Origin of the sequence: Sphingomonas oligophenolica (assembly GCF_039522915.1) — a bacterium.
GTDB classification, from domain to species: domain Bacteria; phylum Pseudomonadota; class Alphaproteobacteria; order Sphingomonadales; family Sphingomonadaceae; genus Sphingomonas; species Sphingomonas oligophenolica.
In genome coordinates this window covers 12,228-26,739 of the sequence record NZ_BAAAEH010000029.1, presented here as the reverse complement: position 1 = coordinate 26,739, position 14,512 = coordinate 12,228, and the positions used below count along the sequence as shown (strand labels likewise).

12 protein-coding genes are annotated in these 14,512 nt (G+C 64.6%); 8 read left to right on the top strand and 4 right to left on the bottom strand.

The genetic code is table 11. The features are described from left to right. Positions 1-117 precede the first annotated feature (117 nt). The 8 genes from ABD050_RS14475 to ABD050_RS14440 all read left to right on the top strand — a co-directional run bounded on the left by ABD050_RS14475 (position 118) and on the right by ABD050_RS14440 (position 7,187). Positions 118-861: a response regulator transcription factor gene (locus ABD050_RS14475; protein WP_343890121.1), complete on the top strand. Its 744-nt coding sequence runs from the start codon at positions 118-120 to the stop codon at positions 859-861. Continuing rightward, on the top strand, positions 858-2,261 hold the full coding sequence (locus ABD050_RS14470; protein ID WP_343890120.1) for a sensor histidine kinase: 1,404 nt from the start codon (positions 858-860) through the stop codon (positions 2,259-2,261). The genes ABD050_RS14475 and ABD050_RS14470 overlap by 4 nt, the downstream gene beginning before the upstream one ends. Positions 2,262-2,303: 42 nt before the next feature. Further along, the gene (locus tag ABD050_RS14465) at positions 2,304-2,933 is read left to right on the top strand and encodes a class I SAM-dependent methyltransferase (RefSeq protein ID WP_343890119.1); all 630 of its coding nucleotides are present in this window, start codon (positions 2,304-2,306) and stop codon (positions 2,931-2,933) included. Further along, complete coding sequence (locus ABD050_RS14460; RefSeq protein ID WP_343890118.1) at positions 2,930-3,433, top strand: DedA family protein; 504 nt, start codon at positions 2,930-2,932, stop codon at positions 3,431-3,433. The genes ABD050_RS14465 and ABD050_RS14460 overlap by 4 nt, the downstream gene beginning before the upstream one ends. 53 nt (positions 3,434-3,486) lie before the next feature. Continuing rightward, positions 3,487-4,596 (top strand): serine hydrolase domain-containing protein, encoded by a 1,110-nt coding sequence (locus ABD050_RS14455; protein ID WP_343890117.1) that lies wholly within the window; start codon positions 3,487-3,489, stop codon positions 4,594-4,596. A 59-nt stretch (positions 4,597-4,655) separates the two neighbouring features. Continuing rightward, positions 4,656-4,781: a hypothetical protein gene (locus ABD050_RS14450; protein WP_343890116.1), complete on the top strand. Its 126-nt coding sequence runs from the start codon at positions 4,656-4,658 to the stop codon at positions 4,779-4,781. A gap of 38 nt (positions 4,782-4,819) precedes the next feature. Beyond that, on the top strand, positions 4,820-5,908 hold the full coding sequence (locus tag ABD050_RS14445) for a serine hydrolase domain-containing protein (protein ID WP_343890115.1): 1,089 nt from the start codon (positions 4,820-4,822) through the stop codon (positions 5,906-5,908). A gap of 286 nt (positions 5,909-6,194) precedes the next feature. After that, positions 6,195-7,187 carry a DUF2268 domain-containing putative Zn-dependent protease gene (locus ABD050_RS14440; protein WP_343890114.1) on the top strand — a complete coding sequence of 331 codons (993 nt, stop codon included), beginning with the start codon at positions 6,195-6,197 and terminating at the stop codon, positions 7,185-7,187. On the opposite strand, the gene ABD050_RS14435 is transcribed toward ABD050_RS14440, so the two are convergent. From ABD050_RS14435 to ABD050_RS14420, 4 genes are all read right to left on the bottom strand, one after another. Then, the gene (locus ABD050_RS14435; RefSeq protein ID WP_343890113.1) at positions 7,154-8,974 is read right to left on the bottom strand and encodes an alpha-amylase family glycosyl hydrolase; all 1,821 of its coding nucleotides are present in this window, start codon (positions 8,972-8,974) and stop codon (positions 7,154-7,156) included. The genes ABD050_RS14440 and ABD050_RS14435 overlap by 34 nt on opposite strands. A 99-nt stretch (positions 8,975-9,073) precedes the next feature. Next, complete coding sequence (locus ABD050_RS14430) at positions 9,074-10,813, bottom strand: carboxylesterase/lipase family protein (protein ID WP_343890112.1); 1,740 nt, start codon at positions 10,811-10,813, stop codon at positions 9,074-9,076. A gap of 85 nt (positions 10,814-10,898) precedes the next feature. Next, positions 10,899-13,136, bottom strand: a complete 2,238-nt coding sequence (locus ABD050_RS14425; RefSeq protein ID WP_343890111.1) for a TonB-dependent receptor — start codon at positions 13,134-13,136, stop codon at positions 10,899-10,901. Between the two features lie 128 nt (positions 13,137-13,264). Further along, on the bottom strand, positions 13,265-14,341 hold the full coding sequence (locus ABD050_RS14420) for an alpha/beta hydrolase (RefSeq protein WP_343890109.1): 1,077 nt from the start codon (positions 14,339-14,341) through the stop codon (positions 13,265-13,267). Between the last annotated feature and the right edge of the window lie 171 nt (positions 14,342-14,512).

Below are 14,512 nucleotides of genomic sequence, written 5' to 3'. Positions count from 1 at the left end.
CGCCGCTGCCTGGCCTATGGTTATCGCGCATGCACCTGACGGCGCCCATGTCGTCTGCGACTGACTGGCGAGCCTATGGCCACTGTCCCTTCCTTGGGTCTGGGAGAAGAGGGCGGCTTGATCAGAACGTCGCAATGTTCGCGTAATCACGACCGGCTAGTATTGGTGGTTCAGAGGGTGAGGCAGAGTATGCGCATATTGTTGGTGGAGGACGACCCGGAGATGGCAATCGCACTCCGCTCTGCGCTGGCCTCTGCCGACATCATCGTCGATCTGGCGCCGACGATCGACCTTGCGACGGCCGCGATCGCGATCACGTCCTATGACGTCATTGTGCTCGATCGCGGCCTGCCGGACGGCGATGGGCTGACCCTTCTTGCGGATTTGCGGGGCACAAGCTGCGATACACCTGTCATCGTTCTGACGGCGAAAGGTGACGTCGCCGACAGGATCGACGGGCTTGATGTCGGCGCCGACGATTATATGGTCAAGCCTTTCTCGACAGAAGAATTACTGGCGCGGCTGCGCGCGGTGCAGCGTCGACCGTCGGCGCTTGCGCCGTCGACCGTCCGCGCTGGACGACTCGTTTTCGACATGGGCCAGCGCGTGGCGACGATCGGCGACATGCATCTCAGCCTGCCGCGCCGGGAACTGCTGTTGCTCGAAGTGCTCGTGCGCAGGCTCGGGCGCACCGTGCAACGCGCTATCATCGAAGACGCGGTCTATGGTTTCGATGACGAGATTCAGTCCAACTCGCTCGACGCGCACGTGTCGCGGCTTCGCAAGAAACTGACCGAAGGCGGTGCCCGCGTCGAAATCCACGGCATCCGCGGTGTTGGCTATCTGTTGAAGCCGTCGTGACCGACAGTCGCCGTGCACCCTCGCTTCGCCGTCAGTTCCGCTGGCGGCTGGCGATGCTCCAGGCGGCCATTCTGTCGATCGTGGTGACGACGCTGGTGGCCGTCCTGATCTTCCAGGGCGCCTTCAATCCGATCGAGCCGGGCGACGATGTTATTGCCGCCGTCCGCGATGCATCGACACGGACAGCCACCGGCGACCTCGCTCTGCGACCAACGCCAGCGCTCGCGACGCTGCGAGCGGAGGTGCCTGGTCTCTGGTTCAGTCTGCGGGACCGGGCGGGGCATCGCCTGTCCGAAGGCCCCGTTCCGTCTGAGTTCGCGAAGATCGGCGCGTCGCTGGACGAGGTTGGCCAGGCGAGATTGGGGTGGAACATTGGTGACCCGCCCCGGCCTAGCGCTCGGGTTCAATGGATCCAGACCGAGGTCGGCGCCCTCCAGGTCATTACCGGGCCCGGCGCCCACGCCCCATGGCTTCAGACACTGGGCGCCGGACTCTTCGCGGCGCTTGTCTTTCTCTTTCCCATCCTGGCGATCATGTTTCTCGCGACGTGGCTCGCGACGCCCGCCGTCATGCGCGCGGCCATGAGTGGGCTCGATGACGTGATCGACGAAGCAGGGCGAATCGATATCGAGCAGCCCGGGGTGCGCTTGCCCGTTGCCACTGTCCCGCAGGAGGTTAGGCCGCTCGTGGATGCCGTCAACACGACATTGGGGCGGCTCGACGAGGGCCATGAGCGCCATCGACGTTTCCTTGCCGACGCAGCGCACGAGCTCCGAACACCGATCGCGATCCTCACGACGCGCCTTGGCCTGTTGTCGCCGGGACCGGATCGCTCCCGGCTGCTGGAGGATGCCGGCCGGCTCGCCACTCTCGCGGAGCAACTACTCGATCTCGAGCGCCTGCGCCGCCACCGGCTGGAAACGATGGCGGCGGTAGATCTCGTCACGCTGGCACGCGACGTGGCGGCCGACCTCGCGCCGATGGCGATCGATGCCGGCTATACCCTGGCGGTCGAGGCCATGGTCGATCGCATGGATATAATGGCTGACCGCGCGTCACTCGAACGCGCGCTGATCAATCTCGTGCAAAATGCCGTTCAGCATGGCGGCCGGCGCGGCGCGATTCTGTTGCGGGTGGAAGCGGAGGGCCGTGTCGAGGTCCAGGACGAGGGGCCGGGCATCGCCGAGCATGACAAGGCGCATGTCTTCGAGCCCTTCCGCCGCCTTGGCGCTGGGGCGATCGGCGCAGGGCTGGGCCTTCATCTGGTCAGCGAAGTCGTGGCTTTCCACGGTGGGCGTATCGTGGCGCTGGACGGCCCAAGCGGCGGCCTGTGCATGCGCATCGAGTTCCCGGTGCCGGGCGCGGCTCGACGCAAGGCTGACGCAATGCAGCGCGCGTAACCCCTCGGCAAGGGCGGGCACATGCCGGCCCGAGGGAATGCGATGAAACAGACAGAGATGATTTCCCGCGCCTTGAATGGCGTCACTGATGCACTGATGTTCATCCGCGCGGGGCTGGCGAAGCCGCGCCAGGTCGGTGCCTTGCTGCCTTCGGGAGCAGCCCTGGCGCGACTGATCACCAGTGAGATCCGCCCCTCGGGCGGCGGGGTTATCGAGTTTGGCCCCGGTACGGGCGTATTTACCCGGGCGCTGATCGATCGTGGCATTCGCGAAGAGGATTTGACGCTGGTCGAGGCCAGCGAGCATTTCGCGCCGATATTGCGTCGGTGCTTCCCGGCGGCACGATTGCTACAGTGCGACGCGGCCCGCCTGACGGCGAGCGATCTCCTGAGCGTCCAACCGGTCTGCGCGGTGGTCAGCGGCCTGCCTCTGCTGAACATGCCGTTTCGCAAGGTTTTCGCCATCGTCGCAACCGCTTTCGGCCATCTCGGCGCGGGTGGGGCTCTGTATCAGTTCACATACGGCCGGCGTTGCCCGATTCCGCGCCCGATCCTCGACCGGCTCGGGCTGAAGGCCGTCCCCATCGGCCGCGCCGTGCGCAACGTGCCCCCCGCGACGGTCTATCGAATCTCGCGCCGCGCGCCATTGCGGGCCGGGATGCGCGGGTCATGACTGTCGGGAATATCGTGGCGCTGGTCGCCGGACATGCCGTGCTGGGGGCCGGACTCCTTGCCTTGGCGGAGAAATTCCTGCCGATGGTGCCATCCTCCGCTCTCCTCATCTTTCTCGGCATGAAGACTGTTGCCGGGCCGGGCGACCTCGCGCTGATGGTGGTTGCGACGACGATCGGCTCCAGCCTGGGCTGCCTCTGTCTGTATGCGCTTGGACGCGCCCTGGGCGAAGCGCGATGCGCGGCGTTCGTCGCGCGTTATGGCCGTTGCATATTGCTGAGCCCCGAGCGCTATGATCGCCTGGTCATGGACTATCGGCGGCGTCACTTCCAGGTGACGTTGTTGGGCCAGACGATCCCCACCGCGCGCGCCTGTCTGCCCGTGCCCGCGGGCATATTCCGGATGGCGCACGGCCAATTCGTGCTGGCGATCCTGTTGGGGACGTCGATTTGGAATGGTGGCTTCCTGACCATTGGTTACGTCATGCGGCTCGGGGCATGATCGCACCTCAATCAGCGATTCCAATCGCCGGGATCGGAACAGGACACATCGCCATGCGCCGCGCTCTCATCCTCCTGCTTTCACTGCTCGCGGCGACCGCACGCGCCGCCGATTATAAACCCGCAAGCTGTTCGATGCGCGCGCCCTATGCCGGTCGGCTCCACGCCGGTGTGGTCGTGCCGCCACCAGCGATCGTGCCCGAAGCCGCGCTGGGTCCGGCGGTGACCGCGCGCCTCGACGCCGCGCTTGCCATGATCAGAGACAGGACCGGCGCGCCCGCCGTGACCGCGGCGATCGGGATCGAGGGCAGGGGATTGTGGACCGGCGGCGATACCGCCGACCCGATATTGTTCTGGGCGAGCGCCGGCAAGACCTTCACCGCCGTCGTCGTCCTGCAACTCGTGCAAGAGGGTAAAATTTCGCTCGACGACCGGGTATCCCGCTGGGTGAAGGATGTTCCCAATGGCGATGTCGTCACGGTGCGCGATCTTCTGGCACATACGGCCGGCCTTTTCAGCGCGAACGAGGATGTGAAGGCCCATGCCGACCCGCGCTATCGCGGCCCCGCCGAAACGCTGGCGATCGCGCGCCGGCATGGTGCGATGTTCTGCCCAGGGGCAAACTGGCGTTATTCCAATACCGGCTATGACGTGCTGGGCGAGATCGTGCGGATCGCCGATCATCGGCCGATCGACGAAGCGATTACGGCGAGGATCATCGCGCCTCTGGGACTGAAGACGCTCCGCGCGCTGGCGCCGGGCGGTGGCGCGAATGGGGTGGCGCCGCTCGTTTCGAAGCAGGAGAAGCCGATCGATCCGAGCTGGGCGGGCGCTGCCGGCCCGATCGCCGGCAGCGCGGGCGACATGGTCCGCTTCTGGGCCGCGCTGCTGGATGGTCGTCTGATCAAACAACCTCTGGTGGCGGCGATGACCGCGACGCTCCATCCGATGTTCGATCAGGGCACTTTCTACGGCCTCGGCGCGATGGTGTTCGACGTGCCGGACGGCAACAAGCGGCTCCTGTGGATCGGCCATGCGGGCGGTACCCCGGGCGCCAGCGCATTGGTCGCCTATTCGCCTGCCGACCACGCTTTCGTCGCAGTGGCGCTGGCCGGCGATGGCTCGGCGGTGGCCTCGGCCAATGCTCTCCTGAAGGCGCTGTAGCCGCGTACGAAAGAATCGCGTTCGTTCCCCGGGCGCTACCATCCTATCGCAGTGCACATATGCTCGAGCGCCGGCCTTTCAGCGGCAGCCATCGGCTCGACGCGCGCGAAACTGCCATTATCCTCAACAAAACGAGCATGTCGCAGCGTGTGCTGGACGACTTTGCAATCCTCACGCAATCCTGATCATCTATCCCGTCGCCGGCGCGGAGGAAAATCGGATTATGCACAATCTGTTCAGGCTGCTGATTGCCGCTGCGATTTTTCCGATTGCCTGCGCGGCGAGCGCGCAATCATATCGCGACATCGTAACCACGGCCGGCGAAGGGTCGGGATTCAACGGCGTGACACTGGTCGGGCATGGCCGGACGGTCGATGACGTCCAGACGATCGGCACGGCCCGCGCCGCCTACGGTGTGCCGATGACGGCCACCACACGCTTCGAGATCGGATCCGTGTCGAAATGGATTTCCGCTATCATCGTGATGAAACTCGTCGATCAGGGAAAACTCGACCTCGATCGACCGATCTCCGCATATCTGCCCGACTATCGCAAGGACACCGGGGGCAAGCTCACGCTCAGGCGCCTGATGAGCCACTCGAGCGGCCTTCCCAACGATGTCCAGAAAGCCCGGCAGGCCGACCCGTCGATCCGGGGGGGCGAACTTGACCAGGCCGAGGCGGTCCGTCGATATGCAAGCGGCGACCTCGCCTTCGCACCCGGCACCGGGTGGGACTATTCACACTCGAACTGGCTGCTGGTCAAAGCCGTGGTCGAGCGGATGACGGGCACGCCCTATGCCAGGCTCGTAGACCGGCTTCTCGTGCGTCCATTGAGGCTCAGAAACAGCGGGATGTTCCATGGCGATTCCGCGACGACGCCGGGTATGGCGCAGGGCTATGCGACGTTACTGCCTGTCCCACAGGAAAAGCCCAATCCGATCCCCGATTTCATGGCCATGGCCGGCGGCTTCTACACGACCGCGCCGGACCTGCTGGTCCTCATGGACGCTGTGCTGGACGGCCGCTATCTCAGCGCGGCCAGTCGCAAGACACTGATGACCGTACTGATGCCGGATCAGCATTACGCTCTGGGTGGCCGCGTTCGGATCGAACGCATTGCCGGCAAGGAGCGTGAGGTCGCCTGGGAAGATGGTTCCAACGGCGGCTTTCGCATGATTGCTCGACGGGTTCTTACCGATGGCCATACCGTTATCGTGCTGAACAATACGAGCTTCGACTATGCCGCGCTCGGCCAACTCGGCGGCGAGCTGATGGAGGCCAGCTATGCGGCGCACACCCATCGCCGATGAAGACCGTCGCCAGGACGCCCCTATGACATGCCGCGCCGAACCGGCATGGCGCATCGCTACTCGTGATGATCTCCGGCGTCTTGATCGCGGCACGTTTTCTGATTGTGAGTGCCCGGGCGGCGGCGACGCAATGCCGGGCACCGATTCTGCAGCCGGCACCATGATTCGATGGAAAAGCAGAGCGATGATATCAAAGCCCTTGATGGCCCTTGCACTGGCCCTCTGCACGACCTTGGCTCCGACTGCGCCGTCAGGTGCCGCGCCCACGGAGTCGATCGCGGGTCCGGTGATCGAAACACGCGATATCGATCGGTTCTGGACCGCCTATGAGGCCGTGCGATCGGCAACCGATCGTCCGACCAAGCTCTCATCGTTCCAGCGCCTGTATCTCGATCCGGCGACACCTGGCTTGCAGGCGCTGATGGCAGCGCGGCGCTATACGCCGGCCCAATATGTCGATGCGATCGATAACTACCCAAAATTCTGGGCCTCGATCCGCCCGCTGACCGCACGCGCCAAGGAGGCGGCCGCGCCGCTGGCGAAGGACCTTGCCACCTTTCGGCAAATCTATCCCGAATTGAAGCCCGCCAGCATCACCTATGCGATCGGCGTCTTGCGTACCGGAGGCACGACAACGGGCACCATGGTGCTGATCGGCGCCGAAATCGCGCTCGCCGACGAGACGGTCGATGTCTCGGAGCTGCCCGAACCGATGCGCAGCCGTCTCGGCACCTTTTTCAGGACGCGGCCCTTCATCAACAACGGACAGAACAACGTCCATGAATATGTCCATACCCAGCAGCAGGAGTCCGGCGACAGCCTCGCCGCACGGGTCGCCTATGAAGGCGTCGCGGAGTTCGTCGCTGAACGGGTGACGGGCCACCGCCCGCCGCTGCAACTCTATGTCTATGGCTCCGCGCACCGGAATGCGGTGCGCGCGCGGTTCCGGGTGGACATGGCGAAAACCGATTGGGACGATTGGCTCTACAACAGCGATCGCAATGTGTTCGGCGTATCCGATATGGGCTATTTCGTCGGTTACGAGATCGCCAGGGGCTTTTATGACCGCGCCCATGACAAACGTGCCGCGATCCGGGCGATGATACAGCTGCGCTACGGCGACGAGGCGGCCGTGCGGGATTATATCGCGAAGTCGGGCTATCTGACGGGTCCAGGTACCATGCCAGGCCTGTCGGGCCAGCGATCCAGCTTCAGGAAGACGCTTTCAAAGCCCGGCGACGCGGTTCATCGATCCGCGGCCCACCAGAGGACTTCATAAGGGCTCAATACGACTGGGCCCGAAGCCACCTCGCGCCCCGAAAGGACATCCCGGCCGGGCCCGTTCCAGCGCTCCGGACGATCGACGATGTGTGGATCAGCGGAGAGATTGGCCAGGCAAAGAAAAGGTCGACCTGCGTCCCGGGCAAAGCCCAATATCGCTGACGGCGCCAGGACGACGGGCACGGCCCGCCCTCGTACGCCCAGGCCGTCGAGGGCGCGCGCGGCCTCCCCATAACGGCGCATCGCCTTCAGCATCTGCTCGCTCGGAGCGTCGGCCGCGCGCGACGATCTGGTCTGGTCCCAGTCCATTGCCGGACGATGAAGCCAGCGGCCTTCGTTGCGTCGCGCCGGATCCGACAAATAGCCCTGATCATTCCCCAGGGCGATCTCGTCGCCCATATAGATCAGCGGCCACCCATCCAGGGCATGGATCGTGGCGTAGAGCAGCTTCAAGCGGGCGAGGGCGGCACCCTCGTCGATACCGGGCCGGCCCAGCCCGACGAGTGCTGCCGCCATGCCGTTGGTCGACGGCACGCCGCCAGGGGCTGTCTGGAATCGCTGACCGTCCGAGAAGCCGTTGCCATCGTAGAAATTGGACCAACGCGCCAGATCGTCCGGCGAAGCCTGCCCGGCCAGCGCGTTCCAGATGACATCATCATGGCACCGGACATAGTTGAGCCACACGGCATGGTCCGGCCGTTCGGCTGACGCGGCGAGGGCTTTGCGCACGATCGTCGCATCCTGATCGGCCAGCCCCCCCCATAAAGCGGTCATCACCCCGTTGTTATAGGCGAGATCGCACCCTCGAGAGTCGGTGCCGAAGAATGGCATGACGTCTTCGGGGCTTTCGATCGCCTCGGTCAGCAGGACGACGCCTGGCGCTGCGATGTCCAGCGCAGCGCGTAGCGCCGCCACGATGGCATAGGCCTCGGGCTGGTTGCGGCAGGTGGTGCCCATGCGCTTCCAGAGAAACGGCGCGCTGTCCAGACGAAACCCCTGCACACCCTTGTTTGCCAGGAACAGCAGCACGTCGAGCATTTCGAGAAAGACGTCGGGATTGGCGTAGTTCAGATCCCACTGGAATGGATAGAAAGTCGTCCAGACCCAGCCGCCCATCGCAGCGTCGTAAGTGAAATTGCCCGGGGCGGTATCGGGAAAGACATCGATCAGCGAGGCTTCCCAGGCATCCACTTCCGCTTTGGTTTCGATGACATGATAATAGGCGCGATATTTGGGATCGCCGTGTCGCGCCCGTTCGGCCCATGCATGTTCGCGCGCCGTATGATTGCAGACGATATCGAGCAACAGGCCCATGTTGCGGGCGCGCAGTTCGGACGACAGGCGCTCCAGATCAGCCATGTCGCCCAGTTCGGGCTCGACGGCGCGGTAATCGGCGACTGCAAAGCCACCGTCGCTTTCGCCTGGCCGGGCCTTGAGCAACGGCAGGGGATGAAGCCAGCGAATGCCCAATGACTGCAGATAGTCGAGCTTGTCGATGACCCCGTCGAGCGTCCCCGCGAACCGATCGACATAGAAGGCATACACGGTGTTGCCGGATTGTTCGATCCAGCGCGGATTCTCCGCACGGTTGCGATCCAGCGCCTTCAGATCCGTCGAACGCTGCTGCGTTGCCCGATCGAGGAGGTCGCAGGCGCGCGAAAACACCTCCGGCGCTGCCTCGCGGTAAATTCGTTCGAGACTATGGGAAAGGGCGTTGCGCGCGCTGTCGGTTTCAGGCTCCATTGGCTTGTCGGGGTCCTCGATCATCGTGTTCAGGCGGCGCATGGCAACGACATGCAATCGGTTGCAATCAAACTCAAGCTATCTGTGCTGCCCTGCGGCGGTGCCGTTGTCGGCGCGGCATCGTGGCGGCTCGGATCAGTGTCAGGAAATGGTTGCGCGTTCGATCGCGTCTGCATCATGTTCGATATGGATCTGGTCGTCGAAGATCATCGACGGGATTCGTGTTGGCGTTACCGGCTCCCATCTCGGCAGCGTGGCGTGGTTGGGATCGCCGCTCCGCGCGAAGGCCAGGAGCGCATCGGCCATCTGCGCGCTCAGTGTCGCCGCCCGGGGGCCGCCACCTGTCATGCTTGCACAGCGTTCGGTGTTGGCGAACATGAACGGGATGTCGAGGCAATGGAATGCGCGCGGCCTGCCATCGAGCACCGGCGTCCGCCAGGTGAACCAGTAAAGATAGGCGCGTGCCGGGCTGTGCTTCGCCTTGGCCAACACCTGATCGATCGCGCTTTGACGGACAGGCGCGGTCGCAATGCGCGACCAGAGGTCGAAGGGCGACGCCCGTGGTGTTCGCCGCCGGAATGCCGCGATCACCGGACCGGATCGCCCGGGATAGAGCGCATCGACCTTCGCTTCCAGCTCGGCTTCGCTCATCGCCTCGAACTCGGGGTGGTTGATGCCGGTAACGAATTCGTTGAGCGTCGTCCCGACCATCATCGGAACGTCGATCGACAGGTCAGGCATGTCGGGGCGCTCGGGCGAAGCACGCAAGGCCTTCCCGTCGACGACGGGGGCGAAGGTCAAAGCCCTGGCCATGCGGCGGACGTCGACGACGCCATTGGACGGTGGATTGACTCGGGCCAGCACGGCCTCGCTCGCTCGTCTCAGGTCCGAATAGGGCAGGGTGTGCAGTCGATCGACATCGCCCGGCGGAATGCCGAGCTCGGCGAGCATCAGCTCCGCCAGCCGACCGGATTTTTCCGGCGTGGTACACGGCGCGAACGAACCGCTCATGACGACGGCACGGTGGAACAGTCCGCGCGCCGCCGGCATGGCCATCAGCGTACTGACCTTCGCGCCGCCGCCGGACTGGCCAAAGATCAGCACCCGGTCTGGATCACCGCCGAAACGGGCAATATTGTCGCGGATCCATTGAAGCGCCGCGACGATATCGAGCATCCCGACATTTCCCGACTCGGCGTAGCGCGCGCCGTAGCGCGAGAGATCGAGAAAACCGAGAAGGTTGAGCCGGTGGTTCAGCGTCACCACGACAGCGTCGCCGCGCCGCGCCAGATTGTGGCCGTCGAACGCGGGAAGATCATGCCCCGAGCCCGCGGCGAACCCGCCGCCGTGCAGCCATAGGAGCACGGGACGGCGTCGGTCATCGGTGCCGGGGGTCCAGACGTTGACGCGCAGGCAGTCTTCGCTCTCCACGCTGTCGTTCCACTGGAAGATGAACGCCTCTTCGTCGTTCAGCCGGCCAGTCCCCTTGTCCTGCGGAGCAACCGGCCCATGGGAACGTGCGCTGCGCACGCCGGTCCACGATGGCGGCGGCTGCGGCGGGCGAAAACGGTTGGCCCCTCCCGTATCCGCCCCGTAGGGGATGCCCTTGAACACGAGAATATCGTCCTGGGCGTAGCCGGCGACGCGCCCGGATCGGGTCGCGGCGATCGCGATTTCCGCTCCGGCCGTGATCGCGCCGATGCCGTGCCGGCAATCGGCACCGCGCATCCCACCGCCCGCCATGCGGGACGGCGCTTCGGACGATATCGCCGCCGCCGCTGATGATGCCGTTATCGCCGCTGCGGTAGCCGCGCCTTTCATCAGCGTACGACGGTCGATCCCGACATGGCCCTTGCCTGACACATGCGATTGTTCCGCCATGGTTCGTGCACCTTGTCCCAGTCGCCGCGGCGTTCGATGTGGATGACGGTGCGCCGATCGTGCCGGGCGCACCGCCATATACTGGTTAGTTCGAGTTGAGGCGGAAGGTGATGCCGATGGTCCGCGGGCGCGGACCCGCCAGCAATGTCGGCCCGTTGGCGGCGGTCGGTCCGCGATAATCGGACAGATTGTCGGCAAACAGGCGTATCTCGTACCGATCGAAGCGGACCCCCGTGCTCATGTTGTACAATTGATACGGGTTGATCGTGTTGACGGTTGCATCGCCGTTCCGCGCGCGGCCGATCGCGGTCACCGAGCCTGTTGCGAAGAAGTCATATGCTCCGAAATGATGATCGTAGGACGCGTCGCCGCGCCAATTGAACGGCGGCGTGTTGAGCAGGCGCTGCCCGTTGCCGATGCGCGGGTTGGCCGTGCCGAAAGCGGGCAGGACATTGGTGAACTTCGAATCGTTGACGTTGCCGACGACCGACAGCACCAGACCCTTTGCCGGCGTCCGCCACGTCGCCTCGACGTCGATGCCGCGGGACGTCCCGTCCCCGAGATTGGCGAACGCGGCCAGCCCGATGGACGTGTTGAACGCGCTTTGAATGTTGGTGTACTTGATGTCGTAGAGGCTCACCGCAAGGCGAAGCGCGCCATCGAACACGGTGCCCTTGGTCCCGATTTCGAGATTGCGCAGCTTGTCCGGCGTGAGCGAGATCGAGCTCGGGACGCCGTCGGCGATCACGGCATCCGCTTGCGCCTTGGACTGGAGGATGCCGCTGCGGAAGCCGGTGCCGGCATTGAAGAAGAACAGCCAGTCCTTGCTCGGATAATAGGCCAGGTTGGCGCGCCAGGTCAGCGCGTCGGGGTTGGCATTGCTGAGTACATGCGTGCCGTTCGACAGCGAATCCGACTTTCTCGTATCGTTGAAATAGCGCAGGCCGACCAGTGGCACGAGCTTGCCGCCGAACAGCTCATAGCTCACTTCCGAGAAGACAGCGACGTTCTCGGTCTTGGTAATCGTGCTGCCCTTGAGCGCGAGCGTCGGGAAGTTGATGTCGAAGGTGTAGAGTCCGGTCGCATTTTGATAAAAGACGCCGGCGACGCCGTGGAGTGGCCCCGTACCTGAGGTCGCGACCCGGAATTCGTTGACGAAATTGTGCGCGTTTCCGCCATTGTTCAGTACGCCGATACCGAGCGGCGCGCCGAGATTGAGGCCGACCTGAAAGCCGCCGGGCAGCGATTTCTGATAGGACGTCGCATTGGTCACCGTGAACTTTCCGACATCGCGGATGATCGTGCCCGAGAAATATTCGGCCCTGCGCCGATCATAGCCGACGACATCGCCTTGATAGGCGGCATAAGGCGGGTTCACCGAGTTGATGACGTTCAGATAATCCTGGTCAGTGCTGAAATACCAGGCGCGGAGGCGGACGGTGGTCAGGTCATCGGGCTTCCACAGCAGGACGGCCTGAATATCCTTGGCGACGACGTCGTTGGCGTCCTTCGCCCTCGGCGTGCCCGTCGGCGCGCCGGCATAGATATCGGCGGTGCCGGCGCGATAATCATATCCGCCGCTGATGCGCAGCCCGAGCCTGTCCGTCACCAGCGGGATCGATAGCGCCGCGGCGGCGCGGTAGTTGATCTTGCTGGCATCGTTCGTCGTCGAGATTTCCGCCTCGCCGGCTTCGGTGACCTTCTGCAGGTCGGGATTCTTGGTGTGGTAGATGATCGTGCCGGCGGCGGATCCCTGGCCATAGAGCGTTCCCTGCGGTCCGCGCAGCACTTCGACCCGGTCGATGTCGAAATAATTGATCGGCGGGGCGCTCTGGTTGTTGGGCACGCCGAAGGGCGTGTCATCGAGATAATAACCGACGAGGCCGTCGCCGATCGGACCGCCGGCACCCGAGCCGCGGAAGGAGTAGATGCGATAGCCGGCGCCGATCTCCTGTGCCTGCGAGGCGCCGGGGATGAGCTGAATGAGGTCGGCACCGTCGCGGATGTTCCGCTCCTTGAGCGTCGCGCCGGAAAACGCCTGAACTGCCTGCGGTACGCGACTGAGCCGTTCGGCACCCGTTTTCGAAGCGGTGACGACGATGTCTTCGTTATCCGCCGCGGGAGCGGTGCTGGTCGATTGCGGGGCCGAATCGGGTTTGGCCGGCGCGGCCTGCTGGGCGAATGCCGGCATCGCTGCCATCGCCGCGAGGCAGGCGGCAAGCGACACGCCGGCGCGGATAGCGGCGACCCCGCCCTTGCTCCGGCCGTCCGGACCTTGGTGATCTGCCGCGTAGCAGCCGGCGGCGCGCGAGTGCTTTGTCATGATTTTCCTCTCCTGATTTCGACTGTTCTCTGCAATCGGTTGCATACTGCTATCACGGCGTAACGATCTCGGCAAGATGCCACTTGCGGAACAATCGCAGGAAGCTGGAGGCCGTTTTCCGAATGGGCTCAAAAGCGTGTCGTAAAGGCCGCCCGCAAGGCGCTCTTCCATGCTGCGGCGAACTCAGTGGCGACGCGGGACTGGGGCGCGATGAAATCGAACCCGTGATAGGCTGCCGGCGTCACATGAAGCTGGGTCGGAACGCCGGCACGGACGAGGCGCGCCGCATAGGCGATATCCTCGTCGACAAAGAGATCGATTGCACCGACTCCGATGAAGGCCGGTGGAAGCCCGGCAAGGTCTTCGACGCGCGCCGGAACCGCGCCATAGGGAACGCGGGCTGCACCGGCCGGACGCCCCAGAAAGCTGCTCCAGCCGAATCGATTGCCTGCCTCGTTCCAGCCGACCCTGCCGATAAAGGGCGGCACGCGCCGCGTGCTGCCGGTGCGGTCGTCGAGCATCGGATAGATCAGCACCTGGTAACAGACGGGAATTTTCCGCCGGTCGCGCGCGGCGATCGCCAGCATCGCGGCCAGGCCTCCGCCCGCGCTTTCGCCCATGATCGCGATGCGCGTTCGATCCACGCCCAGCGCAGCCGCGTTGTCGTAAAGCCAGGCGAGCGCGCTGTAACAATCCTCCACTGGCCCGGGAAAGGGGGTTTCCGGAGAGAGCCGGTAATCGACCTCGACCACTACGCAATCGAGCGCTGCGGCCAGGCGCTGCGACGCGACGATGGTATCGGCAACGCGGCCGAGGATCATGCCGCCGCCGTGGATGTGCAGGACTGCGGGGCATGGCGGGCCGCCTGGCCTCGCACCGATCACCGTGACCGGCACGGGCGGCGCGCCGTTCGCGCCCGGTACGATGCGGCGCTCGACCGCCGCCGCGGGGGGCGGGAGCGGCGGCGCGGCGGCGGGCGCCTTTTGCCGCATGGTTCGGACGGCGGCCGGCGTCAGCGGCGATGGAAGCGGTCGCGACAGGATCATCAGCGCGCCGGCGCGAAGCTCGGGATCGACTCGCCGCAGAATCTCATCCGTAGCCGGGTCGGCATGGACAGGATCGCCGTCAAAGGCGTCGGCAAGCGCGGGCAGCAATGCTCCCGAGGCAAGCAATCCAAGCTGAAATCCCCGGCGCGTCACGGTCATTGCTGTCTCCTCCCGATGGTCGGCGCTGAGGCGCTCTCTCCGCGGAGAAGGTTGCCGATTAAGCAATCGATTGCAAGAATAATGCGGATAGCCTTGCAAACGATTGCGGAGTGTTGCTTATCTGCAGCCGCGACGAGGCAGACCTCGCGTTCGGATCAGGAGTGTCGGTCA

Coding starts and splice junctions, on each gene's coding strand:
- ABD050_RS14465 (WP_343890119.1), top strand. CDS start 2,304: ATGAAACAGACAGAGATGATTTCCCGCGCCTTGAATGGCGTCACTGAT.
- ABD050_RS14445 (WP_343890115.1), top strand. CDS start 4,820: ATGCACAATCTGTTCAGGCTGCTGATTGCCGCTGCGATTTTTCCGATT.
- ABD050_RS14420 (WP_343890109.1), bottom strand. CDS start 14,341: ATGACCGTGACGCGCCGGGGATTTCAGCTTGGATTGCTTGCCTCGGGA.
- ABD050_RS14460 (WP_343890118.1), top strand. CDS start 2,930: ATGACTGTCGGGAATATCGTGGCGCTGGTCGCCGGACATGCCGTGCTG.
- ABD050_RS14455 (WP_343890117.1), top strand. CDS start 3,487: ATGCGCCGCGCTCTCATCCTCCTGCTTTCACTGCTCGCGGCGACCGCA.
- ABD050_RS14435 (WP_343890113.1), bottom strand. CDS start 8,974: ATGCGCCGCCTGAACACGATGATCGAGGACCCCGACAAGCCAATGGAG.
- ABD050_RS14450 (WP_343890116.1), top strand. CDS start 4,656: ATGCTCGAGCGCCGGCCTTTCAGCGGCAGCCATCGGCTCGACGCGCGC.
- ABD050_RS14425 (WP_343890111.1), bottom strand. CDS start 13,136: ATGACAAAGCACTCGCGCGCCGCCGGCTGCTACGCGGCAGATCACCAA.
- ABD050_RS14430 (WP_343890112.1), bottom strand. CDS start 10,813: ATGGCGGAACAATCGCATGTGTCAGGCAAGGGCCATGTCGGGATCGAC.